Origin of the sequence: Synechococcus sp. PCC 7336 (genome assembly GCF_000332275.1) — a bacterium.
Taxonomy (GTDB): domain Bacteria; phylum Cyanobacteriota; class Cyanobacteriia; order Thermostichales; family PCC-7336; genus PCC-7336.
The window spans coordinates 803,318-828,664 of the sequence record NZ_CM001776.1; the positions used below are offsets into that span (position 1 = coordinate 803,318).

Sequence of the window (25,347 nt, forward strand, 5' to 3'; positions counted from 1 at the left end):
GTCGTGCAGAAATTGCGATCGACCGCAGCTAGTCCAGCTAGCTGCGGTTTTACCGTCAAGCAAGTGGAGCTAGATGCTGGAGTTAAAGAGTGCCTCGACAGCAACCCCCGAGACGCGGCTGGGGCGAACAATCAAAAACTCATTCTCCAACTCTTTGGGCAGCCGAATGAAGTCTTCTCCCGGACTGCCCATAAAGATGTCGTTCATCAACTTCGTGACTTCCTTCGGTCCCTTGACCCGGATTTCTTCGCGGTGTCCGCCATCTAACAGGATATGAACGTTAAACTCGTCAGGTTTTCTGGGCATCTCGATCGCCTGTAGTAAGCAAGTCAGCCACTATTATTCCCAATCCACTGAATTCGAATGACTTTTATCCCCTGCCGTGCGGAGGGCTGCGCGAGCATTGCGTTGAAGGCGCTCCAGCTTGAGGCGGCGCAGGGCAGAGGCAGGGAATTGACGGCTGAAGTCTTCAGGAGTACTTGCGGCTAATTTCGAGAGGGGGGGAGCGAGATTTTGGGGGTAGGGCTCGAAATCGGCGATCGCCGTGGGGGTGGCAAAGCGCTGGTTCCACGGACAGACATCCTGACAGATATCGCAACCTGCCACCCAGCCGTCCAAGTGCTGGGCGATCGCCTCGGGCAGTTCGGCGGCATGGCTTTCGAGGGTGTGGTAGGCAATGCAGCGGTTGGAGTCCACTACACCGTCAGCGACAATCGCCTCGGTAGGGCAAGCCTCCAAACAGCGGCTGCAGGTGCCGCAATGGGAGCTGTGGGGGCGATCGGGGGGTAGATCGAGGCTGGTTAAGATTTCCCCCAAAAATATCCAAGAGCCAAATTCTCGGGTGAGCAGCAAGCTGTTTTTACCAATCCATCCCAGCCCCGCTTGCATAGCCCAGGCTTTTTCGGCGATGGGACCGGTATCGACGTAAAACCGAGTGCGGCAATCGTATTCGCATTCCATCCAGGCCGACAGAGCTTTGAGTCGTTTACCCAAAACTCGATGGTAGTCGCGCCCCCAGGCATAGCGAGATAGCTTGCCCGCTTGCGGGTCAGTGCTGTGGGCGTGGGGAGTGTAATAGTTGAGGGCCACACACACCAGCGATCGCACCCCTGGCAAAATCTCAGTTGGACGCCAGCGTTTGGGGTTTTCCATCCAGCCCATGTCTGCCTGATGGCCGGCTGCCAGCCACTGGTTCAGCCCCGATAAATCTGGGGGTGAATCCACATGCGCGATCCCGACCTTGTCAAACCCCACTTTGAGTGCGGCCTGTTTGATGGCAGTTGCAACTGCGGACGGGTGCATAAAACTTGCCTGAAGCAATAGCGGCAGGGACGCTTTGCTGAGATAGATTACAATGTCTAAAGCTTAGTTGCCTGACCTGACATAACGAGTGAGTGAACGAGATGCAACACTTCATACCTAAGTCTGCTGCAGCCATTGCGATTTCCAGCTTACTGCTGGTTTCGGGAGGAATCGCTTGGGTCCAGTCTGTTGCAGCCCAAAGTTCCGGTTCTGGTTTCTTGATTCAGGGAGTCCCCAATCGCGAAGAAATTTTGCGCTACAGCCTCGACTTTGGTGGTTTAGTCCGCCGCCTCGATCGCTATCGCCTCAACATTCCCGCTCAGGATGTGGCTGTGGCTGAAGTGCAAGCTAACTTCGATGCCCGCTTTGATGGCACTGTCAATCCCGAACAAGTCCGCTTGGAAGTTGAAGGAGAGCCGGTAGATATCGACGAGGTGTTCTGGTCGGAAGAGTTTAAGTCTTTAGAAGTGGTTTTGGAAGAGCCCGTTGCTGCAGGGCAACGGATGAAATTGGTCCTATCGCGCACCCGCAATCCCGATCGGCCGGGGTTTTATCGCATTCAAGCGCGCGTGCTGGGCACGGAGGCCAATCCCTTGTTTCGCTATGTGGGCGTGTGGGTGCTCAGTATCGAGCGCCGCAGCTCTCGGGGGGCATAAGTCTGAGGGTGCCGAGGGTTTGGAATGCCTTGACTGCCGAGCTAGATCGACCGCCGATTGTGGGGAGAGGGTGAGTGCTGGTAACGGCGATCGCGGCTGCAGGTATGGAGCAACCCAGTCTGTGGCAAGCATTCTTCATGGGGATGGTGCAGGGACTGACTGAGTTTCTACCCATTAGCAGTACTGCCCACCTGCGCATTCTGCCAGCCCTTCTGAGCTGGCCAGATTTTGGTGCTTCCTTTTCGGCTGTGATTCAGTTGGGCAGTTTAATCGCAGTGCTGATTTATTTTGCGGGCGACCTGCGCCGCGTCTTAACGGGAACGGTCGCAGCAGTGCGAGCCCGTCAGTTTGATTCAGAGGAGTTCCGCACGTTTTTGGGGGTGGCGATCGGCACGCTGCCGATTGTGATGCTGGGATTGGCCGTCAAATTGACCTATGGCGCCCCCCCCCGCCAACTGACTGTGATTGGCTTGGCACTGATCGGGGTGGGGATGTTGATGGCGTGGGGCGATCGCAAGGGCAAGCAACTGCGCAGTTTGCACGAGATTCGCGTTGCGGATGGGATTGGCGTGGGAATTGCTCAGGCGATGGCCTTAATTCCGGGGGTGTCGCGATCGGGCTCGACGATTACGGCGGGCTTGTTTTTGGGGATGCGGCGGGAAATGGCGGCTCGGTATGCATTCTTGCTGGGCATTCCTGCCCTCGCCCTGGCAGGTATGGTGGAATTTGTCTCGGACTATTCGCCGCAGGGCTTGCCCGCTCAAGCGGTGGGGACTCTGTCGGCACTGCTCTTTTCGTATCTGTCGATTGATTGGTTGCTGAAGTATTTGCAGAAGAAGAATACCGACGTGTTTGTGGCGTACCGAATTGCGATGGGAACGTTTCTGCTGTTGGGCGCGTTCGCGGGCTTGTTCGAGTAGGTCGATTTCCAGCTCAGAAGTTACCGGCCAAGCGAGGTCTGTCCTGCAGTCCGCGATCGCGGCTGGCAGGTTGTGAGGGCCATTCGACAGCCTCGACCTTACTGTGTCCGTGCGGTAGGGTGAGTGGAACGTTGTGGTTCGCCGAGACATGACCTCACCCCGAGCAGACTTCGATACCCCCTGGAAGGAGATGCTGGAGCTCTATTTTGAGCCCTGTCTCCGGCTCTTCTTCCCCGCCGCTCAGGCCCAAATCGACTGGTCGCGTCCCTACGAGTTTCTCGACAAAGAGCTCCAGCAGATCGCCCGCGATGCCGAATTGGGCCGTCGTTATGCGGACAAACTGGTGCGGGTTTGGCTGCTGGACGGACGGGACCTGTGGATTCTCATTCATGTGGAAGTGCAGGGCCAGAGAGATGACTCTTTCCCCGAGCGCATGTATATCTACAACACCCGCATTGCCGAGCGCTACGGTCGCCCCGTGGCGAGTTTAGCCATTCTCTGCGACACCAGTCCCAACTGGCAGCCCAGCGAGTTTGTGCGCGAGGTCTTGGGCTGTCGTCTGGAATTCCGCTTTCTCACAGCAAAGTTGCTAGGCTACAAGCAGCGCTGGGCCGAATTGGAGGCCAGCAGCAATCCGTTTGCAACCATTGCGATGGCTCACCTGCAGGCACAAGCCACCCGCCGGAACGAGCGCGATCGCCTGCAATGGAAGCTGCGGTTGATTCGGCGGCTGTACGAGCGGGGCTACGAGCGCGAGGATATCATCCAGCTCTTTCACTTCATCGATTGGGTGATGGCATTGCCGGAGGAGTTGGAGCAAGAGGTTTGGGAGGAGATTCAAGCTTACGAGCGGGAGCAGAGGATGCCTTACATCAGCAGTGTGGAAAGAATTGGTTTGGCAAAAGGGCTCGAACAGGGGCGACAGCAAGAAGCGCTCCGCATGTTGCTGCGTTTAATGGAAGGTCGGTTTGGCCCTATTCCGAGTTCACTGCAGGCTCAACTTCAGGAGCTGACCGTAGTGCAGCTAGAAGAGTTACTCGATTCAGTGCTAACCGCCGCCTCACTCGAACAACTGGCCGAATCCTTGGCCCAAAGGTTCTCCGAACGGTAAATTTTGATGGAGAACATGCCTCAGCGGGATGGACGATCGCGCCACGTACCGGTTTGAGTTTCGGCGATATCGACGCCCGTTTCTGCAGCCGTTGCACACCCACCACGGTCCTTGGGCTGTACGGGAGGGAATTGTGGTGCGGTTGGCTGGGGGCGATCGCCTCGGCTGGGGAGAAATTGCGCCGATTCCCTGGTTTGGGACCGAGACGGTCGCCGAGGCTGAAAGGTTTTGTCACTCCCTCGGTTCCTCGGTGAGTGGGTTGGAGATTCGGGCCATTCCCTCTCACTTGAGTGCCTGCCGTTTTGCATTGGAGTCTGCTCGGCTGGAGTTAGAGCAACCAACGACAGAGCTTCCCCACTTCGATCGATGCGGTTTGCTGCCTGCGGGAACAGCGGCTCTGACAGAATGGCAACCTTTGTGGGAAGCGGGCGATCGCACATTGAAGTGGAAGATTGGCATGGCGGATTGGCGCGTGGAGATTGCGCTGCTCGAAGGTCTGTTAGACCGCCTCCCTGCAACCGCAACAGTGCGCTTAGATGCTAATGGCGGACTCGATCTCCCCACAGCTCGCGAATGGTTGCGAGCTTGCGATCGCCTTTCGATCGAATTTCTCGAACAGCCTTTACCCCCCGAGGCTCTCAAAGAGATGATGCGCTTGAGCGATCGCTTTTCCACACCGATCGCTTTAGATGAATCTGTGGCCCGCTTGCAGGATTTACAGGACTGTTACGCAGGCGGCTGGCGCGGTATTTTTGTTGTCAAGCCCGCGATCGCCGGTTTCCCCACACAATTGCAACAGTTTTGCGCGCTGCACCAATTGGATATTGCGATCTCCTCAGCCCTAGAAACCTCGGTCGGGCGGCGATCGGCTCTGCGGGTTGCGGCGCATATCGGTTCCCATCGTGCTGTTGGGTTCGGCATCGATCGCTGGTTTCCTCCCGAACCGCCCCAATGGCCCCATTGCTTATGGCAATAGATTTGCTCTCGCTACTTCAGCAGCGATCCGGTGGTGTTTGGCTCGCCAGTGGTGGGGGCGATCGCTTCGAGCAGCTATTTTGGAAGTCTCGCAAGGAACTGCAGACTCGGAGCGGGCAAGAGGAATCTATCCGAATCGCGCTCGCCGAGCGCGATTCGGATAGATTCCTAGCTCGATTTGCCGCCGCTCATACCTCAAACTGCCAAGTGTTTCTCTGCAATCCGGGTTGGGGCGATCGCGAATGGAGCCAAATGCAGGAAATCGTGCAACCTCATTGGATTTGGGGGGAATGCCAGCTTGAGGTTGCTATCGAATCTAGGGCAGTGGGAACCGATCTGCCTGGGAACGCGATCGCGATTCCCACAGGCGGCACCTCGGGCCAGCTCAAATTCGCAATGCATACCTGGTCCGGCTTGAGCTCGGCTGCAATCGGATTTCAACAGCATTTCGGTGTATCGCAGGTCAACTCGGTTTGTACGCTGCCGCTGTTTCACGTCAGCGGTTTGATGCAGTTCGTCCGATCGCTCCTCACGGGCGGTCAACTGGCGATCGCCTCCTCCTCAGATTTTCTGGGCGGGAACTGCCTGGATCTGGATCCAGAAGGCTGGTTTATCTCGCTGGTTCCCACTCAATTGCAGCGATCGCTCTCCCACCCAGACCTCGTTCGCTGGCTCAGCCGCTGTCGAGCCGTCCTCTTGGGCGGAGCCCCTGCTTGGCCACAATTGCTCTCCCGCGCCCGCAGCCTCAACCTCCCCCTCGCCCCCACCTACGGCACCACCGAAACCGCCGCCCAAGTCGCCACCCTCAAACCTGCAGATTTTCTCGCAGGCCAGCAAGGCTGCGCCCAGATCTTGCCCCACGTTCAACTCAGCATTCTGGATGAGGACGATCGCCCTCTCCCCCCCAATCGCCCCGGACGAATCGCGATCGCCTCCCCCTGCCTTGCTTTGGGTTACTATCCCGACCGGTTTCAGCCCGATCGCCTCTGGAGCCCGCAGGACATCGGCTATCTCGATGGAGACGGTTACCTGCACGTCTTAGGTCGCAGCAGCGATACCATTTTGAGCGGCGGCGAAAATGTCTACCCGCTGGAGGTCGAAGCTGCTCTTCGCGCCACAGGCCGAGTACGAGATGTCGCAGTTACGGGAGTTGCCGACGCGGAATGGGGAGAGGCGATCGCGGCGATCTGCGTGTTAGCGGATCGAACGGCCGATTGGCACAGCCTCAAAATGGCTCTGGACGGTCAACTAGCCCATTACAAACATCCCAGGCGCTGGCTGGCAGTGGCGGAACTGCCTCGCAACAATCGCGGCAAACTGGATCGCCGCCAACTGCAAGCCCTAGCCCGCAACGCTCGCCCCCTCTAGCGATCGCTCCAACTCATCAACCATGCCTGTATCGAATCTGGCAGAGGAACGCGACTGCGGTTATTAGGGTCGATCGCCATATGCCGGGTCTCAGCCCTCACTGTTACTCGTTCCCAATCCCCCTCGGGATAGAGCTCGTAGGCGATCGCAAAGCTACTCTCAGACAGCGATTGAGGTCTTAACTGCACTCTATACACTTCGCCGCAATACATCGGCTGAAAGTAATTCGCTTCAGCATGCACGATCGGAACTGCAATGCCGCCACGACTGAAATACTGTCGCAGCTCAATGCCTGTTGTGGCTAGCGATGCTTCATATGCTTCATGGCAGATTGACAAGACAGCAGCAAAATATACAACTCCAGCGGCGTCCGTATCTCCAAACCGAATGGTGCGACAGTATTCGAATCTCATCTTGCCATTGTTACTGGTTTGTGCTCGTTAGAGCTGCCCATTTGAAATTGACTCTCAGCCTTTCCCCGTAAGGCTTCCATCGCTTGAGATTCCTCGAGTTCGCTCTCGATCCCCATTCTCTCCAAAACGATCCCCGACGATCCCCACCCCTTGACCAATTGGAATTGCCTGTGCATTATTGTAGATATCTTAAGCGATCCCGATCGATCCCCTGACGGCGATTGCTGAGAAGGGCGCGAGCTCTACAAGCTCTTACCCTCGCTAATTTGCAATTTTTTCCATTGGTTTTCATTGCCAACCATTGTTGTTTACTCCTCTTGCAATTGCAATTTTTATCTCAATGAAGTCCCGCTAAGGTATTTCCCGCACCATGAGCACAGAACGTCCCCCATTAGAAGCGATGACACTGCGCGAACTGCGCGTCATCGCCTCCAAATACTCCGTCTCTCGCTACAGCCGCATGCGCAAAGAAGAACTGCTGCAAGCCATCCAAGATGCCGAAGCTAAGTTCTCGACCTCTAACAGTCAAGTGGCCGAGCCTGTCAGCCAAGATACCGTGTCTGCCAGCAAATTTAGCGTTGGTGGTGTGATGGATCCCGTCACTTTATCCGATGTCGATGCCGATCTGGGCGAACTCCCCGGCGGATACGGCACGAGCCGCATTGTTCTGCTGCCTCGCGATCCTCAATGGGCCTACACCTATTGGGATATCCCCAACGAGCACAAAGAAGACTTGCGCCGCCAAGGGGGGCAGCAATTGGCGCTGCGCATGTACGATGTCACCGACCTCGACTTCTACAGCCAGGGCTACCATAACTTGCAGGAGTATCCCTGCGATGAGCTGGCCCGCGAGTGGTATTTGCCCATTCCCGTCAGCGATCGCTCTTACATCGTAGAAATTGGCTATCGTTGCGCCGACGGTCGCTGGCTGAAGTTGGCCACCTCTGCTGCCGTAACCATTCCTCCCACCTACCCCTCCGACTGGATCGAAGACATCTTTGTTACCGTGCCGTTTGACATGGACCTCAACGGCAAGACCATCTACAAGCTGCGCGAGCCCTACAAGCGCGCTGCCGGTATGGGGGCATTCGGTCCCGACGAGGCCTCTGTGACTGCCGCAACCTTCAAACATGCTGGCGGTCTCGACAGTCAGCATGTCGCCGGTTCTCTCTTCGGCAGCCGACAGATGGTGCCTGAAGAAACTGTCAGCTCTTTTGTCTTCCCCTCTGGTGCAGGCATGGCTGCTGCTGCGCCGTGGATGGCTTCCGGCTCTGGCTTGGGCCTGTTCTCGGGCGCATCCGAATCGCTGCCCCAGCGCTCCCGCAAGTTCTGGTTGGTGGCTGATGCCGAGCTGATTGTTTACGGTGCTACCGAGCCCGACGCCACTGTGACCGTTGCCGGCCGCAAGATCGAGCTGAATCCCGATGGTACTTTCCGCTTCCACATGGCTTTCCCGGATGGCAACATCGACTTCCCCATCTTTGCTGTCGCTGCCGATGGCGAGCAAAACCGCGAGATCCACCTGACCTTCGATCGCGACACTCTCTCCCGTCGCACCAATACCAAAGCAGAAGCTGTCGAGGAGTTCTTTTAAATCAAGGGAACTGGTTTTGGCAAGGCAGTCAGGATTTCAGGTCAATACCGCGAATGTGATTTGAGACTGACTGCACCTGTATCGCACCAGTTGCATTGAGGTGATGAACGATTGGGCAAGCGCTGGCGAGTTCGCGACTCGAATAGCGCTTGCTCCTGCGTATTCGAACGTCTTTAGAGATTGAATTGGATTAGAGGTTGTTATGTCCCAAGGCTATTTCGCGCTGGTCCTGCACGCTCACTTACCCTTCGTTCGCCATCCCGAACAAGATTTTGTCTTGGAAGAGGATTGGTTATTCGAGGCCATTACGGAAACCTATGCACCCCTACTACTCATGTTTGAGGGGTTAGAGCGGGATGGGGTTGATTTTCGCCTGACCATGTCGATGACGCCACCCTTAGTGTCAATGCTCCGGGACCCAGTCCTGCAAGACCGCTATGACGAGTATCTCAGCAAACTAGAAGAACTAGCACAGCTAGAAGCAGAGCGCAATCTCACCAACGGGCATATCAAATATCTGGCAGAGTTTTATGTCGACGAATTTCATAAAGTTCGCGACCTGTGGGAGCGCTACGATCGCGATCTCATCTCCGCCTTCAAAAAATTCCAAGACGCCGGCAACCTCGAAATCATCACCTGCGGAGCCACCCACGGCTACCTGCCCCTCATGCAGATGTATCCCGAGGCTGTCTGGGCTCAGTTAGAAGTGGCTTGCCAGAGCTACAACGAGCACTTCGGCTGCTGGCCCCGAGGCATCTGGCTGCCCGAATGTGCCTACTATCCCGGCCTAGAGCGCATGATCGCCGATGTGGGTCTGCGCTATCTGATTACCGACGGCCACGGTATTTTGTATGCTAAACCCCGCCCCAAATTCGGCACCTACGCCCCCATCGTCACCGAGACAGGAGTCGCGGTCTTCGGGCGCGATCACGAATCCTCTCAGCAGGTGTGGTCGGCTCAGGTGGGCTATCCCGGCGATCCGGTCTACCGAGAGTTCTATAAAGATCTGGGTTTTGAGGCCGATTACGAGTACATCAAGCCTTACATCATGCCTAATGGCCAGCGCAAGAATACGGGCATCAAGTATCACAAAATCACCGGTCGCGGCTTGGACCTGGGCGAGAAAGGACTTTACGATCCCTATTGGGCGCGGGAAAAGGCGGCAGAACACGCCAGCAACTTTATGTTCAACCGCGAGCGCCAAATCGAGAATTTAGCTGGGGTGATGGGGCGTCCGCCCATTGTGGTATCTCCCTACGACGCCGAGCTATTCGGTCACTGGTGGTTTGAAGGGCCGTGGTTTATCGACTATTTCATCCGCAAGAGCTACTACGACCAAAATACTTTCCGCATGACTCACTTAGCCGAGTATCTGCGGGAGAATCCCACTCAGCAGGTTTGCCGACCAGCCCAATCCAGTTGGGGGGCGCGAGGTTTCCACGAATATTGGCTCAATGACACCAATGCGTGGGTGTATCCCCACCTGCACAAGGCTGCCGAGCGCATGATCGAGCTGAGCCATCGCGAACCTGCTGACGAAGTCGAATGGCGCGCCCTCAACCAAGCGGCCAGGGAGTTACTGCTGGCCCAATCTTCTGACTGGGCCTTCATTATGAAGACGGGCACAATGGTTCCCTATGCCATTCGCCGCACGCGATCGCACCTACTGCGATTCAACCGCCTCTACGATTCCCTCAATGCTGGCAAGATTGACGAGCAGTGGTTGGAAGGTGTGGAATATATGGACAATATTTTCCCCGAAATAAACTACCGTACCTATCGCCCTTTAGGGGCAGCACTGTCAGCCGGCAATGGGGAATGACCATTCAATCCTGTCAGCATCCCACTGTTTGAGTAATTGCTGAGCTTGTGGAGGCGTGACTTTGACAATGTGGCTCTCTTCTTGAAGCTAGGCGATCGCCAATTCCGTCAAACAGCCGTCACTCAACCGCCACTGCACATCTGCAATCCCCCGCATGGATTCGGGATCGTGGGTGACCGCCAAAATGGACCAATTCTTTTTCAGCCGCGCCAACAAATCCACAACCTGGCGGGTAACCGACCAGTCTAAGCCCGCTGTCGGTTCGTCTAGCAACAACAGAGCAGGACTGCGAATCAGCTGCACCGCCAGCGCCAAGCGCCGCTGCTGACCGCCACTCAGGTCGAGAGGCGATCGCTCTAGCGGGAGCTCCTCCAACCCCACCAACTCCAACACCCGCTCCACATCTGCCAGTTGCAGTTCGGGATGCCCAAATCGCAGTTCCTCCACCACCGTAAACCCGCAAAAATGCCGCTCTGGAAACTGAAAGACCAACCCCGCTAATTTCCGCAACTGAGCCGGTGCCAGCCCCTTATCCTGCCAGCGAATCTCCCCTTGGGTGGGCCGTGCCAAGCCTGCCAGCATCTCCAATAGCGTACTTTTACCTGCCCCACTCGCTCCCACGATCGCCCCTAATTGACGAGGGGGCAACTGCAGCGAAACCTCCCGCAAGATCGGTTCGGGGGCGGCAGCGGGATGATAGGTGAGGCGGTCGATCGCAAACATGTAGCGCGAGTGGAGAATAGCAGTGGGATATCTCCGATACTCTAGCGGAGAACTTCCCGTCGCATCCACTGCCAGCAACCGTAATGATTGTTGACAGTTCGCGAGGTGCTTCTTGGTAGAAGCATTTGATACAGTTCAAATCAGGGTGAGACCGTCCCATCTGTTATCGATCGAACCCAATGCTCGAATGGGGACACTAGCCATACAGGAAACTCTCCGAACATAGGCTGCCCCGAGCTGCCTGAATTGCAACAGCACGTTTGCACTCGGCGGCTCAATCTCTTTGTGACCTGCCAGAGGTGGTAATGCTGAACCTTCGCGATCGCTTCTTTTCCTTTACTCATCCCCATTTAGTGCAGACCTGTGCGATCGCACTGGGGACCGCCCTCCTCCTGCAGGCTCCTGCCGCTCGGGCCAGCGATCCCTTCCGGGTCGGCAGCGAGGCACGCCCAATGCCTCCAGAAGTTTCCACAGCGATAGACACCTACTTTTGCGAGGGCAATTACACCCACTTGCCCGCCCAGTTGGATGCGGCAGAGACGGCAGTCCCCAATGAACCGATGGTGTATCTAGCCAGAGCGGCATACGCTTACATTCAAGAAGACTACGAGGCCATTCCCCCAATGGTGGATAAAACTCTGCAGGTATCCACCGCCCTCGAGGCGAGCGATCCCATCCGCAGCCACATCTACGCTGGGGTGAGTTACGGCATGAGAGCCGGCCATCGGGTGGTGGAGGACGGCATCGCTCTGGGCTTGCCTCGTGCCCTGCCCGATGTCAACAAAATGTTTGGCGAATTGCGGGCCGCCCGCCGCATCGACCCCAATGACCCGGAATTGAATCTGGTGAGTGGGTTTATCGATTTGCTGCTGACGCGACACGAGGAGGCGATCGAGCAATTCGAGCGGGTGAACTATCCCCCCCATCTGGCCTACCGCGCTCAGGCGCTGGCTTTTCGCGACATGGGCAACGACGAGGAAGCTTTAGAAAGGGTGGATCTCGCTATCGCCACCGGCTGCGACAACCCCGAGCTGTACTATCTCAAAGCTCAAATTCTGCGCAAATTGCAAGAGCATCAGGCGAGTTTGGATTGGTTCGATCGAGCCCTCGCCTATTCCGACCAACTCCCCGAGCCTGTGATCGAGCAAATTCAATACGAACGCGGTCGCACCAACAGACATTTTCAGCGTTTGCAGCAACAGGCTGCAGCTTCGAGCGAAACTTAGCGACTGAGGGGCTTGCATCCCCGGAGATTGGAAGCTGCCTCGAACTGAAGGTCAGTCGGCTACAGGCAAAGTTCCAATCCTCTCCCGGCCCGAAGGCCGGAAGCTGCAATTCCCATGCATCGCAATCAAGAAAATGCTTGTCTGGTTCAATCCTCTCCCGGCCTTCGGGCCGGAAGCTGCATTTGTACTGATGTGATGACTCGATGCGATCGCGAGTCGTACCAACAAGATGGCTTGCAAGGCAAATCAAAAACTTATTCGACCCACATCGAGTTGCAGGTGGAACTGTCGATCAAATGTCATTAGCAAAGATCGACAGATCTATAGGGGGGCGATCGTCGGAAAACTCGGCGACCAGTCGCAAATGACCGCCTGCCGCGACGATATACTCTCGTAATGTCGAGATCAGGCATTCGCGCTGTTTGTCCAGTCGCGAGCCACTGTCTTGGTTCATATCTAAGATGGTGTCTATCTCTGGTTGACTGAGACCTAGGGATTCTCGCAACTGTTGTAACGCCATTTCCCGCGCAATCAGTTCTTCCGTACGTTGCTCGATCCGCGCGCGCCGCTCCTCCGGTAGTTGCGCCAAGATGTCCTCAAAGGGTGTGGTGATTGGCTCGCCCATTATTAACGATCCCTCCGCAAAGTTGCCAAATACTCGTCAAACCTCACATCTGCCGTCGCAATCAACCGTTGGTAAAATCGCTTCTCGCTCGTACCAGATTTATTCCCAGCAACCAAAAGAACGGCTCGTCTCTCAGGGTCGAACGCGAAGGCAACACGCCACACACCGCCAGCAGCTTTGAAACGCAACTCTTTCATGTTCGAGTGCTTTGAGCCTTTGAGCGTATCGACCCGAGGCCGACCTAGCTGCGGACCTGCAAACTTTAAGAAACCAACAGACACCAGTATCTCATCCTGAACCCCCTCCGCGAATTCGGCAAATTCAGCTTTGAACACTCTGTGAAAGAGAACAGTCCAACCGTTACTCATAGTATGGCTGCAAAAAGATATAGCCTTCGGCTCGTCACAGTATTAGCTCTAAAGGATCGTACGCGATAGGGCGATCGCCAAGCGCAATCCCCTTAAGTTCTCGGTCGTAACCACCCCTCCACAACCACAGCCCCGGCACAATTTCCCCACGGCTATCTTCAGCCTTTTGAAACTCGTATAGCACGATGACACTACCCACCAGGTTGTGCAGCTTGCGACAGCGGCTTGGCTTGCGCGCAAACAGACTCTCGAAGAGTTGAACTGTCGTCGTCACCACCAGCGGGGCATCCCAGTTCTGGGTCGCTAGGCGGGCCGCCGCATATTCCCGTCGAGCGTTTTCCTCGTAAGTCTCTTCGCGCAGCGTTCTCGTTGGGGTTCCGTCGTTGCGTCGCCTTTCCCCTTCAAACTGGGCAGCACTGTGGTGTTCTAAGACAGTGCGACTCCCCAGCGACTCGAAAATCTCGCGGTACACTCCAACCGTCTGCTCGATGATGCTGGTATAGGGTACGGCTACAATGACGCGATCGAGATGGTGCGCGACCGCATGTCGCACTGCAAACGCCAAGCCGCTGCGAGTTTTGCCACCCCCCGTCGGCACGCACAGACGAAAGATTCCCGGAGCTTGACCTGCTGCCTCCACACAATTGCGATAAACCTCGGCCCTTACTCGGTTTACCATCGTGTCTCGATCTTTAACCTCGGCCATCAGTGCCTGCTGCGATCGCTCTAGCAGGGGCCAAAGCCGATCGATGGTCGTGGAATGCTCGCGCAGCTCGGCTTGCTCCGGATCGAAATGCCGTTCCGTATCGAGAGAATCGGCATCCACCAGACAGGAAAACAGCAAGCGCAGGAACAGTTCCCAGCCCAGAGCATCTTCAGCCTCTGGCAATCCAGTCTGCAGTAAGTTGTCAGCGACTGCGAGGGGAATACCTTCTGATACGGCATTTTGACAGGCTGCTGCAAACGACGCAGAAAGTTTCGGATCGTTCAATTGATCTAGCTTAGAAGGTTCAGGCAGTCCGGCATGGTGGCCGTAGATGAGACAGGCCAGTGGCTCGCAAATCTCTGCCGCCAGCATGGCCCCCTGCACGGCGTGGGGGACTGACTTCGAGGGAGCGCGATCGCCCGATTGGGATGCTCGGTGGCAGCGTTTTAGGTAGCTCTGAAAGTCAGGATTGTATTTCCCCAGGTCGTGCCAGAGCCCTGCATAGTATCCCAAACGCGAGCAATTCAACTTTTCCGCATTTGACGAAGCTCTTTGGGCAACACTGATGAGGTGTTCTTTCAGGCTATGCCATTGACCAATCGTATTGGGGGTATGTGCTGACGCAAAAGGAGTCAATTATTTTGAAACCTGAAGATTAACAGTATATTTTTTCGTTATAGTTCCTACATGAGAGGACTTATGCAGTTCAACTCGGCTGAGGTGCGAGTGATGTGGAACCGATCGCAGATAAAGAGCGATCGCGCCAACCAGTTAAGCTCTAAGAAACTGAGTGCATTCCGACATGACCCCCGAGATCCGAGAAGAATTGGACAGGCTGGAAAGAATCGCCTCACTCAATCTCCAGACGAGCACCAACAATCTCGAAGCGATCGCCCGACAGAGCGAGCAAATTGCCCAACAGGGCGAGCAAATTGCCCAACAGGGCAGGCAAGTTGCCCAACAGGGCGAGCAAATCGGCCAATTACGAGAGGCCCAGCAGCAATCGCAAAGGCAGATTGACGCACTGGCCGAATCAACCGCCCAGCTCAAACAAGCCGTGGATTACCTGCTGAGTCAGGATTGAGTCGTGGGGCGATCGCTTGCGCTCGAAATGCGGATAACCGCCAGTCCCCTGCCCAGAAGCCTGCTAATCCACTTACACTAAAGAAAAGCCACAGAAGCAAACGCCTCATGATCCCCACAGTTATCGAACAGTCGGCTCGCGGCGAACGGGCATTTGACATTTACTCTCGCCTCCTGCGCGAGCGCATCATCTTTTTAGGGACTGATGTCTCCGATGCCAGCGCCAACCTGATCGTGGCCCAAATGCTCTACCTCGAATCTGACGACCCCGAAAAAGATATCTTCCTCTACATCAATTCCCCTGGCGGTTCGGTTTATTCGGGCATGGCAATCTACGACACCATGCAGCACATCCAACCCGATGTCTCCACCATTTGCGTCGGTCTGGCTGCCAGCATGGGAGCCTTTTTGCTCGCCGCTGGAGCCAAAGGCAAGCGTATGGCTTTACCCCACGCCCGCATCATGATTCACCAACCCCTCGGCGGCGCTCAAGGTCAAGCCACAGACATCGAGATTCAGGCGAAAGAAATTCTCTACATCAAAGAGAATCTCAACGGCCTGCTCGTACACCACACCGGTCAGCCCATCGAACGCATCGAGCAAGATACCGATCGCGACTTTTTCATGTCCCCCGAAGAAGCCCGCGAGTACGGCCTGGTCGATCGCGTCGTCACCAAACGCCCCAAACCGGAACTCACTGCGGTTTAACCAGCCAAATCTGTCGAAAGTCAGTGCGCACTTCTATAGAGCGCTTGCCGCACTTTATTCCATCGCGGCAAGCGCTCTGTTTTCAGTTAGCGATCGAAACGCGGCTTGCAAGTAGCAACCGGTCGCGAAGGCTGCCGGACTTCACGAGATTGTAAATTCATTCGATCTGAAGTAGCTCGGTTCATTTTGGAAAGCTAGGGTAGTGTTTATCGCTTTCAGCTCGTCAGCTCTATGGATCGAGTTCTCTCCGTTCAGCCAGTAGAATATTTTACTCAGCGGGTTCAGCCCCTCGTGGAATTGGTGTATGCAGAGTTAGGGGTAGATGTGGACGCCCTGTGCGATCGCATTTACGACCTCCTCGAACCCCACCTGGCAGCAACAGCGGTTGAACCTGTGGAACGTTGGAGTCAGGACGATGTGCTGCTGATTACCTATGGGAATAGCATCAGCGATCGCGGGCAGGGAAAACCGTTGCACACCTTGTATCGATTTTTAAGCGACTACCTGTTGGGGACGGTGACAGGAGTTCACATCTTGCCCTTTTTCCCCTATAGCTCGGATGACGGATTCGCCGTCATCGACTACAGGCAAGTCAGTCCCGAGTTAGGCGATTGGGAAGATATTCGCCAGATCGCGGGCCAGTTCGATTTGATGGTGGATCTCGTCATCAATCACGTCTCCAGCCAAAGTGAGTGGTTCCAGCAATTGACTTGCGGACAAGCTCCAGGGTGCGACTACTTCATCGCCGTTGCCCCCGACACCGATCTGTCGGAAGTGGTGCGCCCTCGCAACACGCCCCTGCTGCGGCCCGTGGAAACGCCTCAGGGCCAGCAGCACGTCTGGGCGACCTTCAGCCACGACCAGATCGACCTCAACTTTAGCAATCCCGACGTATTGCTCGAATGTATCCGCATTCTCATCCATTATTTGAATGCAGGCACCCGCATCCTCCGCCTCGACGCGATCGGTTATCTGTGGAAGGCGATCGGCACCCCCTGCATCCACCTGCCCAAGACTCACGCCCTGGTCAAGCTCATCCGCGAAATTCTCTATTTATTGCGGCCAGGGGCGGTTCTAGTCACAGAAACGAACGTCCCCAATCGCGAGAACCTCACCTATTTTGGCAATCGCAACGAAGCCCATTTAATCTATAACTTCAGCTTGCCTCCTCTCGTGGTTAACGCGCTGCTGCAAGGGAGTTCCAAACATCTCAAAACTTGGATGATGAGCATGCCCCCCGCCCCCTTTGGGTGCGCTTATCTCAATTTCACGGCTTCCCACGATGGCATCGGCATGCGTCCCACCGAGGGGCTGCTGGATGAGAGCGAGTACAACACCTTTTTAAGCTGCATGCAGCAGTTTGGAGGCGAAATCAGTATGCGCACTCGCCCGGATGGTTCTGAAAGCCCCTACGAAGTCAACATCTCTTTCTTCGATGCCATGAAAGGCACGGCCAAAGGAGAAGATCGCTGGCAGATTCAACGCTTTCTCTGTTCGCAAATCATCATGATGTCTCTAGAGGGCATCCCCGCCTTTTACATTCATAGCTTGCTAGCCACCTCCAACGATCGCGAGGCGGTGCAACGCACGGGGCGGAAGCGCTCGATCAACCGCCACCAATGGGACTATAGCGAGCTGAAAGCCCAGCTCCAGAGGCCAAACTCCCCCCACGCGATCGTCTTTCGAGAACTCTCCCGCGCGATCGCCATTCGCCGCCGACAACCGGCCTTCCATCCCAATGCCACCCAGTACACCCTCCACCTGAAACCCTCTCTATTTGCGTTCTGGCGGCAGAGCATGTCTCGCGATCAGAGCATCTTTTCCATTCACAACTTGACCTCCCGCACCCAAAGGCTAGCGCTGCGGGAGCTGAATCTAATCGGTACCGAGCCCTGGTTCGATCTGTTGGGAGACCAACAGATCGAGGATAATTATGCAGATTTCGTGCTGAGACCTTACCAATCCGCTTGGATTTCAAACAAATCAGGTAGTGAATCGGCCCACAGTTACTGTCAAGTCGTGTGTACCTAAAATGTCTGCAGTGTATTCTACAGGACTCAATGGAGCGATCTATGGGCAGCACCGTGGAAGACGTTTGGGAACCTCCCAACGCAACGATCGCTCAGCAGGATCTCGCCGACGGTCAGCATCAGCCGCCCGGTTCCGCTGCCTTTCTTACCCTTTGCATTGCCCTACTCTCCATTTCCTTCGCGCCAATTTTCATTCGCCTGAGCGAAACGGAGTTGGGGGCTAACGGGACGGTATTCAACCGCCTCTTCATTTTTGTTTTGGTGTTTGGGCTGGGTCGGGCGATCGCTGGAAGGCTTGCGCCTGCGGACGAGTCTGAGTCGTCCGAGCCTCCGACTGGCCAGCAATGGATATTGTTAGCCAGCGTCGGGGTGATTTCCATTCTCTCGTTGGTGCTGTGGGCAATTTCACTGCAATACACCACGGTGGCCAAGAGCATGTTGTTGAACAATCTCACCCCTATTTTCACCAGCTTGGGCAGTTGGACGATTTTTGGCAAACAGTTCGATCGCCGCTTTTTGCTAGGGATGGCAATCGCCTTGTCGGGGGCGATTGGCTTGGGCTTGGAGGATGTCAATGGTGCCGAGGGGCTGCTGGTTGGAGATATCTTCGCATTGCTTTCGGCGGTGTTTTTGGGTGGCTATTTCCTGATAGTGGAGCAACTGCGCAGTCGGTTTTCAGCGACGACGATTTTGCTGTGGAGAGGGGCGATTGGCAGCCTGTTGCTGTTGCCCCTGGTGTTAGTTGTCGAGGGACAAGTGCTTCCCACCACCGAGGTTGCCATCTTTGCGGTGCTCGGGTTGGGGCTGGTGAGTGAAGGGATGGGCCAGCGTCTTTTGGCCGATTGTATGGACAAATTCTCCTCCAGCTTTATTTGCTTGTTTTTGCTGTTAGAGCCGATTGTGAGTGCGATTTTGGCCTGGGTGATTTTTGTGGAGCGTCTCAGCCCCACCACTTGGATTGGGTTTGCGGTGGTGTTAACCGGGCTATATTTGGCGAAATCTAGCCGTTCGGCCGCGCAAGGCCCAACTGAGGAGCTGGAGTTGGAGGCGATCGCTGTAGAGTCTGTCGCCGACTGAGCTGGCAGCGCTATGCTGCAAGCGTAATGACCGATCGGGAGCGCGATCGCCTCAGGAGCCACAGCGATGCAAATTTGGGTGGATGCAGATGCTTGTCCGAATGCGATTAAAGACATTTTGTTGCGGGCAGCAAAGCGGGTGCAGATTCCAGTGACGTTGGTGGCCAATCAGCCGCTGCCGCCGATCGCCTCGCCCTTGATTTCAGCCATTCAGGTCCCACCCGGATTGAATGGGGCAGACGATCGCATCGTGGCAGAACTGCAGCCCGGAGACTTGGTTGTGACTGCAGATATTCCGCTAGCAGCAGAGGCGATCGCAAAGGGCGGTTACGCCCTCAACCCGAGGGGGGAGTTGTATACGAAGAATTCGATCCGGGAGCGGTTGGCATTGCGCAATTTTATGGACGAGTTGCGCAGTGGTGGCGTGGATACGGGGGGACCAGCGGCCTTCGGCCAGCGCGATCGGCAAGCTTTTGCCAATCAGTTAGATCGCTTTCTCACCAAACATTATCGGTCAGACCGGCGATAATGAAACACCCCACGAGATTGACTCAGGTCCTGCGGCGATGGCTGCCGGTCGTCAGGCAAGATGCCCCTGTTTCGAGCGAACCCTGTCGAAGCCCTGCTGCAAACAAACCTGTTATACATTGATCTGGCGACAACCTAGCGATCGCCGTTTTCGCCATTCGGCCCGAGCTCGCTCCCAAACTCTTTCCATCGAGCAGTTATGGAAACCCTTCTGAACGAAGTTGCCAGTACCCCGCTGCTGGGCTTTACGCTGCTGCTATTGGTAGTGCTCACCCTGCCCCCTCTGTTCGAGCGACTGCGGTTGCCTGGTTTGGTGGGTTTGCTCTTCGCCGGCGTCGTGTTGGGGCCAGCAGGGCTGCAATTACTCGATCCCGCCTCCGAAACCATCAAACTGCTTTCGGATATCGGCAAGATCTATCTGATGTTTGTGGCCGGTCTGGAAATCGATCTAGACGACTTTCGCAAGCAAAAATATCAAGCGTTGGGGTTTGGCCTCGCCACCTTTTTGCTGCCGTTGGCGGCAGGAACCCTGGTTGGCTACGGCTTTGGCTTCGGCTGGAATGCATCGATATTGCTGGGCTCGCTCCTAGCCTCCCACACCTTGCTGGGATATCCTATCGTGCGCCAGCTAGGGGTTGCCAACAGTCCGGCAGTCACCGCCACCATTGGTGCCACCATCTTTACAGATATTGCCGCTCTGCTGGTGCTGGCGATCTGCATCTCCATCCATAGTGGAGAGTTTACTGCCACCACGCTGGTCGTTCAATTGGCGGTCGTGGCGCTCTATGCCGCTCTAGTTCTGTTTGGCTTGGATTGGGCCGGACGCAAATATTTCCAGTTGGTGGGGGACGAAGAAAGCAATCAATTCCTGTTTGTTCTGCTCGCAGTCTTTATTGTCTCGGCTGGCGCACAGGTGATTAATGTCGACAAAATTGTGGGTGCCTTTCTAGCCGGGTTGGCCATTAACGATGTGGTGGGTCGCAGTCCTGTAGAAGACAAGGTGGTTTTTGTGGGCAGCACCCTGTTCATTCCCTTCTTTTTTGTGGGGATGGGCCTGATTATCGATCTCGACCAATTTATTGCGGCATTTGCCTCCGATTTGGGCTTAATCGCAGCCATTTTAGCGGCATTGTTTGGCGGAAAATTTTTAGCGGCGGTGACAGCACGGCTGCTCTACAGATATGGCTGGAACGAGACCGCGACAATGTGGTCCCTGTCGCTACCGCAGGTGGCTGCGACATTGGCGGCAGCCTTGGCAGGCTTTAATGCCGGCTTGCTACCGCAGGCCATATTTAACGCAGTGATTGTGCTGATGTTAGTGACAGCCGTTGCCGGTCCGATCTTGACCGCTAAGTTTGCGCCACATATCTCTGCTGCGACACTGCCAGAGGATGGCGGTGCGACCTCGTCCGCCGAGGCGGATACTTTCCTCAATGCCCCCCTAGGCAAACCCTTTACGGTGATGGTGCCGGTGGCCAACCCCAAAACTGAGCGGAACTTAATTGAGTTGGGTGCTCTATTGGTCAAGCACGAAACTGGGCGATTGCTTCCGCTCGCGATCGCCAAAGGCCACGTCCGTATGGATGCCCCCGAACTGGACGAAGGCTTGCAACAAGCACAAGCACTGTTACGGCAAGCTGTGGAGGTGGGCCACGAATTCGGGGTCGAAGCTAAGCCGTGGATTCGTATCAGTGACGATATTGCTAGGGGAATTAGCCGTTCGGCTAAGGAAGCCAAAGCGGATTTACTCTTGCTGGGGTGGAGTAGCAGCACCCGCTTGACAGAGCGGTTGGCGGGCAGTGTGGTGGATAGCGTGTTTTGGGCGGCCCACTGTCCGGTAGCAGTGGTGCGATTGGTGCAAGAGCCCGTCGAGATCGATCGCATTCTCGTGCCCGTGCGCGATCTCTCCTCCAACTCCCAACACGCGATCGAGTTCGCTCTGTTATTTGCCGACACCCACAACGCTAAAGTGAAGCTATTCCACGTCTCCAAATATGCCACGCGCGAGGAAATGGAGGCGTTTGAAAGCGAAATGCTGGCAATCGCCGAGCGCACGCAATTACCCGTACCGGTCATTGCTAAAGTGATTCGCTACGACAATGTGGCCCGCGCGATCGTAAAAACTGCCAAGCGCTATGACATGGTGATGTTGCGTTCCATTCGCCGCAGAACCAGTGGCGGTTTGGCCATCAGCGATCTTTCTACGCAAGTGTTAGAGCGCTTGTCCTGTTCTGTTGTTTTGTTGGGGGAGCCGCAGGCTTGAGCGCGAAATGCAGGCGGCAGCCCTCCATCAACCCAAAAACCGCCGCACGGTATCTTTCACAAATGGCTCCAACCACTTCTCTCGCTCTGCCCGCTGCACCTGTTGTTCCACGATTGTCTCAATCCCCTCAGCCCCCCAACTGCCATCGCGCTTGAAATATTCGATAAAACTGCGCCCCGCGATCCGCGTCAAATAGCCCGCACTCGCCGCCTGGATCGGAGCGGTGACTAAAAAACCGATTGGCGTAACCTCGGCGATCGCCGCCATCACTCCCGTCATCAACTGAATGCTGCCTTCAATCAACCCCATGCCCGCCAACGTTTTTGCCAGCGAATAGGCCAACTCTTTCCCCCGCGCGAGATTGAGTTTGCAGCCGTATACCCCGCCAATTTCCACCACCATCTGGGCGTTAATGGCAGCCGCCGCCAGCAGATCCACCACCGGCAAAGGATTGGCAAACACCGCCGCCGTGACAATCCACTGAAACCGCTCCACCACTTTCTCCGCTTCCTTTTCCATCTGCTGGCCCAGAATCCGGCGGGCCTCGGCACTCAACTGCTCCGATTGCAGCAAAGCATTGTCCAGCACCAGCGATCGCCCCTCCGCCAACAACACCTGATGAATCCGCTGCTTGAGCTCTTTTAGCTTGGGTTCCACCGCATAGCTCTGCCCTGCCACCACAATTGGCTGAGGATGTGCCGCCGCCAAAATGACGTCTTCGAAGGCAATTGTTCCTTGCACCCGTTCGCGCAACTGGGCCAGCAACTGCGCCTGCTCGGATTCGGTGTAGCGATCGGCTTTGTTGAGCACGAGTAGCGATCGCTTGCCCAACTCTGCTAGGGCCATCAGGGGTTCGTATTCCGATTGGGTCAGATCGCCATCGACGATGAATAACAGCAGGTCGGCAGCCGCAGCCTGAGCTTTCGCTTCCCCTTCGCGATCGAGCCCTGCCGCGCCAATTTCTAAAATGCCGGGGCTATCGAGGATGTCGATGGGGTCGGCAATCCCCGGCAGTTGCCAGCGGTGTAGGGCGGAAGCAGTGGTGGTGCCCAACTCGGCTCCGACTGTCCCCACCGTCTTGCCCAGCAAGGCATTGAGAACGGAGGTTTTACCTGCCGAGCCCGTGCCGAAGATCGCGAGTTTGAGTCGCTGGTTGGCGAGGTTGCGATCGATGGCGGCGGCTTTAGCGGCGATCGCCTCTCGGGCCACTTCGTCTTCGATTTGGTGGAGTTGTTGCTGCACGGCAGCGAGACGATCTCGGGTGGCGGCCTGCTTTTCGCTGGCCGATTCGGGGAGTTTCTTTTGGCTGGGGGATGACTGGGCGGATTGCGGCGATCGGGTGAGCACGATGAGGAAATATCCGGCGGCTGCGAGGCAGCCTAGCAGGATAGCAGCCAAGATCCCAACTAAGATATAGGTCAGCCAAGGGGTGAAGCGAACGGCATAAATCAGATCGAGAAAGGTGCGGATCAGCCAGACCAAGAGGCCCACGAAGATGCCGAAGAGGGCGAGATAGATGGCCAGTTTGAGCGATGGCGACATGGCAGAACTCCACAGAGGGGGCGCGCATACCCCTTGTTTCCCTCTAACACATTGTGGCAGGGGGCGGTTCGATGCTTAGATCGCAATTCTGGGGGCTGGAGAAAGGGCTATTGGATGTTCGGAGTGGGGAAAATCTGGATATTTAGTGGGATGAATCCGATGCGTAAAATGGCTTAGGGTTGTGCTGAATGCGCAATTCGCCTGCGACCCCGTGTCCTCACTCATGTCAATTCTATGTCTGCCAAGCTGCATCCCCTCCTCAACGATCCCCCGCTCTCCCTCAACACCCACAAACTGGCCCATCTACTGGGCAGTACCCCCAATGTGCTGATTGTCCAAGACCTCGATGGGGTCTGTATGGAATTGGTCAAAGATCCCCTCGATCGCCAGATCGACCCTACTTATGTGGTGGCCACCCAGCAATTCGATCGCCATTTTTACGTGCTCACCAACGGCGAGCATGTGGGAACGCGGGGGATGAATGTCATTGTGGAACGGGCCTTCGGCGATCGCGATCGGGTTCGATCGGAAGGGCTGTACTTGCCCGGTTTGGCGGCCGGTGGCGTGCAGTGGCAAGACCGCTTTGGCAACCTCGATTGTCCTGGGGTCAGCTCGGCAGAACTGTCCTTTTTGGCTGCTGTGCCGGGGCGCATTCAGAGGTGTTTGCGGCAATTTATCGAGCAGCATCCCGAGGCATTACCTTCGCAGGAAGCCGATCGCTGCATTCAGTCCTCCCTGTTGGATAACATGGCCTCCCCCACCGCGAACCTAAACACCTTTCACGCGGCATTGGGCGATCGCACCGACCTCTACATCGAGTTGCAACGGCGGGTGTTGGATTTGATGCAAACACTCTTGGCAGAAGCGGCGACGGGAGGGCTAAATGATTCTTTCTTCTTACACTTGGCTCCCAATTTAGGGCGAGATGAGATAGGCAACGAGCGCATTCGCTGGGCGAGCGATACCGATTCGGGCACAACGGATTTTCAATTGATGTTGCGGGGGGCGGTGAAAGAGGCTGGGGTTTTGGCGCTGCTCAATCGCTATTACCGCCAGCGCACGGGGGAGTTTCCGTTGGGAGAAAACTTTAGTGCCCGCCAAGCACCGAAAGAACACAGTGCTTTGTTGGAATTGGTGTTGGAAAATTTCGACCCTGCGGCAATGCCGGCGATCGTGGGGGTGGGGGATACGGTCAATAGCTCTGTGGTGCAGGCGCAGGAACGGCTAGAGGTGCGGCGGGGGGGTAGCGATCGCAATTTTCTGCAGCTCGTTCAAGATATTGGTCGCACGTTTAATGTGGGCAATGTGGTGGCTTATATCGACAGCAGCGGTGGAGAGGTGAAAAATCGCAAGCCCGTCAGGGTGGATCGCAATAATCCCGAGAAACCAGTGGCGATCGAGGGGCCGGGAGACCCATTGGATGAGGCGGAACCGCTGACGTTGGATCTGGTGTTTGCGGGGGGGCATCGAGAATATATTTCAGTGTTTCGAGCGGCGGCGCAGCAGCGAGCAGAGAATTTTTGAAGGGTATTCCCTCCGAGCTGGGTTCGGTGAATTAGGGGGCGAGGGGCGCGCGCTCTTGGTAGATCGTTGGGGGCGATCGCCGCTAGCCAGAGCACTAGCTAACGTCCGCAAACGGACGAACCGTCAAAATTTCGTCTGGACGTAGAGTCTCCACAGCAGAGACAGGAACGGCGATCGTCTTAATTGACTCGCCCACAGCATTAAAGACCTCCAGAACGCAGCCCTCTTCGCCTCCAGAAGGATGTGGGACAAAATCGACCAATACTGCAATATCCCCCGCTTTGAGATCGTGCTCGGGCAGATCTCGGCTTAAAGCGACTTCTCTGTATAGTTCTAGAGTCACGATCGCCCTTCCTTCAAAGGTTTGAGAGTCACGAACTTGAATGTGCCATCGGCCTGCTGTTGTAGCCAAATTGTAACCACAGGAAGGGTTACACCATTGATGCCAGCCAACTCTCCGGCAACCTGATAAAAGACGCCATACTCGTTTCTTCTTGCTTCAACTGCTTCACCAGATCGGGCAATGGACCGGATAGCTAACTTCAGTGCTGCGGGATTATCGGGTGTAAACCCTGCCCTTGCCAGGAATTTTGATTTATCGTTCCTGGTTTTCCGAACGAGTAAGTACTGGGTTATCTTCTCGTTGGATATGACGGCAATGTCTGGAATCTTCACAAAATCGCTCTGGCTTGGCTATTTCGATTGCTCGGGTTAGCTCCGTCAGTACTGGGCAAACTGCATCGGTAAGTTTAGCACTTCGTTAAACTTCGTTAACGACCCCATC

General features: G+C 55.8%; 25 protein-coding genes. 15 read left to right on the forward strand and 10 right to left on the reverse strand.

Annotated elements, in window-relative coordinates; translation table 11 throughout:
* Nucleotides 1-69: 69 nt before the first annotated feature.
* Together SYN7336_RS03930 and queG are read right to left on the reverse strand one after the other, a co-directional pair.
* The gene (locus SYN7336_RS03930; protein ID WP_017324620.1) at nucleotides 70-306 is read right to left on the reverse strand and encodes a hypothetical protein; all 237 of its coding nucleotides are present in this window, start codon (nucleotides 304-306) and stop codon (nucleotides 70-72) included.
* A gap of 33 nt (nucleotides 307-339) precedes the next feature.
* Nucleotides 340-1,302, reverse strand: coding sequence for a tRNA epoxyqueuosine(34) reductase QueG (gene queG, locus SYN7336_RS03935; protein WP_017324621.1), 963 nt, complete (start codon nucleotides 1,300-1,302; stop codon nucleotides 340-342).
* Between the two features lie 101 nt (nucleotides 1,303-1,403).
* Here queG and SYN7336_RS03940 point away from each other — a divergent pair, with 101 nt between their 5' ends.
* The 5 genes from SYN7336_RS03940 to SYN7336_RS03960 all read left to right on the forward strand — a co-directional run bounded on the left by SYN7336_RS03940 (nucleotide 1,404) and on the right by SYN7336_RS03960 (nucleotide 6,332).
* Nucleotides 1,404-1,958: a DUF2808 domain-containing protein gene (locus SYN7336_RS03940; protein ID WP_071590736.1), complete on the forward strand. Its 555-nt coding sequence runs from the start codon at nucleotides 1,404-1,406 to the stop codon at nucleotides 1,956-1,958.
* A gap of 74 nt (nucleotides 1,959-2,032) precedes the next feature.
* The gene (locus tag SYN7336_RS03945) at nucleotides 2,033-2,878 is read left to right on the forward strand and encodes an undecaprenyl-diphosphate phosphatase (protein WP_227498595.1); all 846 of its coding nucleotides are present in this window, start codon (nucleotides 2,033-2,035) and stop codon (nucleotides 2,876-2,878) included.
* A gap of 148 nt (nucleotides 2,879-3,026) precedes the next feature.
* A complete protein-coding gene (locus tag SYN7336_RS03950; RefSeq protein WP_026100674.1) occupies nucleotides 3,027-3,989 on the forward strand; it encodes a DUF4351 domain-containing protein in 963 nt (320 codons plus the stop codon).
* Nucleotides 3,990-4,017: 28 nt separating this feature from the next.
* Nucleotides 4,018-4,965, forward strand: coding sequence for an o-succinylbenzoate synthase (locus SYN7336_RS24370; RefSeq protein WP_017324625.1), 948 nt, complete (start codon nucleotides 4,018-4,020; stop codon nucleotides 4,963-4,965).
* Nucleotides 4,956-6,332, forward strand: a complete 1,377-nt coding sequence (locus tag SYN7336_RS03960; protein WP_026100675.1) for an AMP-binding protein — start codon at nucleotides 4,956-4,958, stop codon at nucleotides 6,330-6,332. Before SYN7336_RS24370 ends, SYN7336_RS03960 begins: the two co-directional genes overlap by 10 nt.
* On the opposite strand, the gene SYN7336_RS03965 is transcribed toward SYN7336_RS03960, so the two are convergent.
* Nucleotides 6,329-6,745: a thioesterase family protein gene (locus tag SYN7336_RS03965; RefSeq protein ID WP_017324627.1), complete on the reverse strand. Its 417-nt coding sequence runs from the start codon at nucleotides 6,743-6,745 to the stop codon at nucleotides 6,329-6,331. The genes SYN7336_RS03960 and SYN7336_RS03965 overlap by 4 nt on opposite strands.
* Nucleotides 6,746-7,115: 370 nt before the next feature.
* On the opposite strand from SYN7336_RS03965, the gene SYN7336_RS03975 reads away from it, so the two are divergent.
* Nucleotides 7,116-8,339, forward strand: a complete 1,224-nt coding sequence (locus tag SYN7336_RS03975; protein WP_026100676.1) for a DUF4912 domain-containing protein — start codon at nucleotides 7,116-7,118, stop codon at nucleotides 8,337-8,339.
* A 202-nt stretch (nucleotides 8,340-8,541) separates the two neighbouring features.
* Nucleotides 8,542-10,161, forward strand: coding sequence for a glycoside hydrolase family 57 protein (locus tag SYN7336_RS03980; RefSeq protein WP_017324630.1), 1,620 nt, complete (start codon nucleotides 8,542-8,544; stop codon nucleotides 10,159-10,161).
* A gap of 87 nt (nucleotides 10,162-10,248) precedes the next feature.
* On the opposite strand, the gene SYN7336_RS03985 is transcribed toward SYN7336_RS03980, so the two are convergent.
* The gene (locus tag SYN7336_RS03985; protein ID WP_017324631.1) at nucleotides 10,249-10,884 is read right to left on the reverse strand and encodes an ABC transporter ATP-binding protein; all 636 of its coding nucleotides are present in this window, start codon (nucleotides 10,882-10,884) and stop codon (nucleotides 10,249-10,251) included.
* Nucleotides 10,885-11,189: 305 nt separating this feature from the next.
* Here SYN7336_RS03985 and SYN7336_RS24375 point away from each other — a divergent pair, with 305 nt between their 5' ends.
* Entirely contained in the window at nucleotides 11,190-12,110 is a 921-nt protein-coding gene (locus tag SYN7336_RS24375) for a Sll0314/Alr1548 family TPR repeat-containing protein (RefSeq protein ID WP_017324632.1), read from the forward strand.
* Between the two features lie 292 nt (nucleotides 12,111-12,402).
* Here SYN7336_RS24375 and SYN7336_RS04000 read toward each other — a convergent pair whose 3' ends face one another.
* Genes SYN7336_RS04000 through SYN7336_RS24380 form a run of 3 tightly spaced genes read right to left on the reverse strand, consistent with a single transcriptional unit; the run spans nucleotide 12,403 to nucleotide 14,445 of the window.
* Nucleotides 12,403-12,735 carry an XRE family transcriptional regulator gene (locus SYN7336_RS04000; RefSeq protein ID WP_017324634.1) on the reverse strand — a complete coding sequence of 111 codons (333 nt, stop codon included), beginning with the start codon at nucleotides 12,733-12,735 and terminating at the stop codon, nucleotides 12,403-12,405.
* A 2-nt stretch (nucleotides 12,736-12,737) separates the two neighbouring features.
* Nucleotides 12,738-13,103 (reverse strand): type II toxin-antitoxin system RelE/ParE family toxin, encoded by a 366-nt coding sequence (locus SYN7336_RS04005; protein ID WP_017324635.1) that lies wholly within the window; start codon nucleotides 13,101-13,103, stop codon nucleotides 12,738-12,740.
* Nucleotides 13,104-13,137: 34 nt separating this feature from the next.
* The gene (locus tag SYN7336_RS24380; RefSeq protein ID WP_071590737.1) at nucleotides 13,138-14,445 is read right to left on the reverse strand and encodes a CRISPR-associated endonuclease Cas3''; all 1,308 of its coding nucleotides are present in this window, start codon (nucleotides 14,443-14,445) and stop codon (nucleotides 13,138-13,140) included.
* Nucleotides 14,446-14,611: 166 nt separating this feature from the next.
* On the opposite strand from SYN7336_RS24380, the gene SYN7336_RS04015 reads away from it, so the two are divergent.
* The 6 genes from SYN7336_RS04015 to SYN7336_RS04040 all read left to right on the forward strand — a co-directional run bounded on the left by SYN7336_RS04015 (nucleotide 14,612) and on the right by SYN7336_RS04040 (nucleotide 21,497).
* Nucleotides 14,612-14,893 carry a hypothetical protein gene (locus tag SYN7336_RS04015; RefSeq protein WP_083885876.1) on the forward strand — a complete coding sequence of 94 codons (282 nt, stop codon included), beginning with the start codon at nucleotides 14,612-14,614 and terminating at the stop codon, nucleotides 14,891-14,893.
* Nucleotides 14,894-14,904: 11 nt separating this feature from the next.
* Nucleotides 14,905-15,600, forward strand: a complete 696-nt coding sequence (gene clpP, locus SYN7336_RS04020; RefSeq protein ID WP_071590860.1) for an ATP-dependent Clp endopeptidase proteolytic subunit ClpP — start codon at nucleotides 14,905-14,907, stop codon at nucleotides 15,598-15,600.
* 231 nt (nucleotides 15,601-15,831) lie between these two features.
* Nucleotides 15,832-17,631 carry a sugar phosphorylase gene (locus SYN7336_RS04025; RefSeq protein ID WP_017324639.1) on the forward strand — a complete coding sequence of 600 codons (1,800 nt, stop codon included), beginning with the start codon at nucleotides 15,832-15,834 and terminating at the stop codon, nucleotides 17,629-17,631.
* Between the two features lie 41 nt (nucleotides 17,632-17,672).
* A complete protein-coding gene (locus SYN7336_RS04030) occupies nucleotides 17,673-18,707 on the forward strand; it encodes a DMT family transporter (protein ID WP_017324640.1) in 1,035 nt (344 codons plus the stop codon).
* Nucleotides 18,708-18,773: 66 nt separating this feature from the next.
* Nucleotides 18,774-19,235: a YaiI/YqxD family protein gene (locus SYN7336_RS04035; RefSeq protein ID WP_017324641.1), complete on the forward strand. Its 462-nt coding sequence runs from the start codon at nucleotides 18,774-18,776 to the stop codon at nucleotides 19,233-19,235.
* Nucleotides 19,236-19,433: 198 nt separating this feature from the next.
* Nucleotides 19,434-21,497, forward strand: a complete 2,064-nt coding sequence (locus SYN7336_RS04040) for a cation:proton antiporter (RefSeq protein WP_017324642.1) — start codon at nucleotides 19,434-19,436, stop codon at nucleotides 21,495-21,497.
* Nucleotides 21,498-21,524: 27 nt separating this feature from the next.
* Here SYN7336_RS04040 and SYN7336_RS04045 read toward each other — a convergent pair whose 3' ends face one another.
* Entirely contained in the window at nucleotides 21,525-23,039 is a 1,515-nt protein-coding gene (locus tag SYN7336_RS04045; RefSeq protein WP_017324643.1) for a YcjF family protein, read from the reverse strand.
* A 234-nt stretch (nucleotides 23,040-23,273) separates the two neighbouring features.
* Here SYN7336_RS04045 and stpA point away from each other — a divergent pair, with 234 nt between their 5' ends.
* Nucleotides 23,274-24,563, forward strand: coding sequence for a glucosylglycerol 3-phosphatase (stpA, locus tag SYN7336_RS04050; protein ID WP_017324644.1), 1,290 nt, complete (start codon nucleotides 23,274-23,276; stop codon nucleotides 24,561-24,563).
* A gap of 94 nt (nucleotides 24,564-24,657) precedes the next feature.
* Here stpA and SYN7336_RS04055 read toward each other — a convergent pair whose 3' ends face one another.
* Complete coding sequence (locus SYN7336_RS04055) at nucleotides 24,658-24,906, reverse strand: hypothetical protein (RefSeq protein ID WP_017324645.1); 249 nt, start codon at nucleotides 24,904-24,906, stop codon at nucleotides 24,658-24,660.
* A complete protein-coding gene (locus SYN7336_RS04060; protein ID WP_017324646.1) occupies nucleotides 24,903-25,238 on the reverse strand; it encodes a DUF6883 domain-containing protein in 336 nt (111 codons plus the stop codon). Before SYN7336_RS04060 ends, SYN7336_RS04055 begins: the two co-directional genes overlap by 4 nt.
* Between the last annotated feature and the right edge of the window lie 109 nt (nucleotides 25,239-25,347).

Excerpts from the sequence above, each read along its gene's own strand:
- SYN7336_RS03930 (WP_017324620.1), bottom strand. The coding sequence starts at position 306 with ATGCCCAGAAAACCTGACGAGTTTAACGTTCATATCCTGTTAGATGGC.
- queG (WP_017324621.1), bottom strand. The coding sequence starts at position 1,302 with ATGCACCCGTCCGCAGTTGCAACTGCCATCAAACAGGCCGCACTCAAA.
- SYN7336_RS03940 (WP_071590736.1), top strand. The coding sequence starts at position 1,404 with ATGCAACACTTCATACCTAAGTCTGCTGCAGCCATTGCGATTTCCAGC.
- SYN7336_RS03950 (WP_026100674.1), top strand. The coding sequence starts at position 3,027 with ATGACCTCACCCCGAGCAGACTTCGATACCCCCTGGAAGGAGATGCTG.
- SYN7336_RS24370 (WP_017324625.1), top strand. The coding sequence starts at position 4,018 with ATGGACGATCGCGCCACGTACCGGTTTGAGTTTCGGCGATATCGACGC.
- SYN7336_RS03960 (WP_026100675.1), top strand. The coding sequence starts at position 4,956 with ATGGCAATAGATTTGCTCTCGCTACTTCAGCAGCGATCCGGTGGTGTT.
- SYN7336_RS03965 (WP_017324627.1), bottom strand. The coding sequence starts at position 6,745 with ATGAGATTCGAATACTGTCGCACCATTCGGTTTGGAGATACGGACGCC.
- SYN7336_RS03975 (WP_026100676.1), top strand. The coding sequence starts at position 7,116 with ATGAGCACAGAACGTCCCCCATTAGAAGCGATGACACTGCGCGAACTG.
- SYN7336_RS03980 (WP_017324630.1), top strand. The coding sequence starts at position 8,542 with ATGTCCCAAGGCTATTTCGCGCTGGTCCTGCACGCTCACTTACCCTTC.
- SYN7336_RS03985 (WP_017324631.1), bottom strand. The coding sequence starts at position 10,884 with ATGTTTGCGATCGACCGCCTCACCTATCATCCCGCTGCCGCCCCCGAA.
- SYN7336_RS24375 (WP_017324632.1), top strand. The coding sequence starts at position 11,190 with ATGCTGAACCTTCGCGATCGCTTCTTTTCCTTTACTCATCCCCATTTA.
- SYN7336_RS04000 (WP_017324634.1), bottom strand. The coding sequence starts at position 12,735 with ATGGGCGAGCCAATCACCACACCCTTTGAGGACATCTTGGCGCAACTA.
- SYN7336_RS04005 (WP_017324635.1), bottom strand. The coding sequence starts at position 13,103 with ATGAGTAACGGTTGGACTGTTCTCTTTCACAGAGTGTTCAAAGCTGAA.
- SYN7336_RS04015 (WP_083885876.1), top strand. The coding sequence starts at position 14,612 with ATGACCCCCGAGATCCGAGAAGAATTGGACAGGCTGGAAAGAATCGCC.
- SYN7336_RS04025 (WP_017324639.1), top strand. The coding sequence starts at position 15,832 with ATGGATCGAGTTCTCTCCGTTCAGCCAGTAGAATATTTTACTCAGCGG.
- SYN7336_RS04030 (WP_017324640.1), top strand. The coding sequence starts at position 17,673 with ATGGGCAGCACCGTGGAAGACGTTTGGGAACCTCCCAACGCAACGATC.
- SYN7336_RS04035 (WP_017324641.1), top strand. The coding sequence starts at position 18,774 with ATGCAAATTTGGGTGGATGCAGATGCTTGTCCGAATGCGATTAAAGAC.
- SYN7336_RS04040 (WP_017324642.1), top strand. The coding sequence starts at position 19,434 with ATGGAAACCCTTCTGAACGAAGTTGCCAGTACCCCGCTGCTGGGCTTT.
- SYN7336_RS04045 (WP_017324643.1), bottom strand. The coding sequence starts at position 23,039 with ATGTCGCCATCGCTCAAACTGGCCATCTATCTCGCCCTCTTCGGCATC.
- stpA (WP_017324644.1), top strand. The coding sequence starts at position 23,274 with ATGTCTGCCAAGCTGCATCCCCTCCTCAACGATCCCCCGCTCTCCCTC.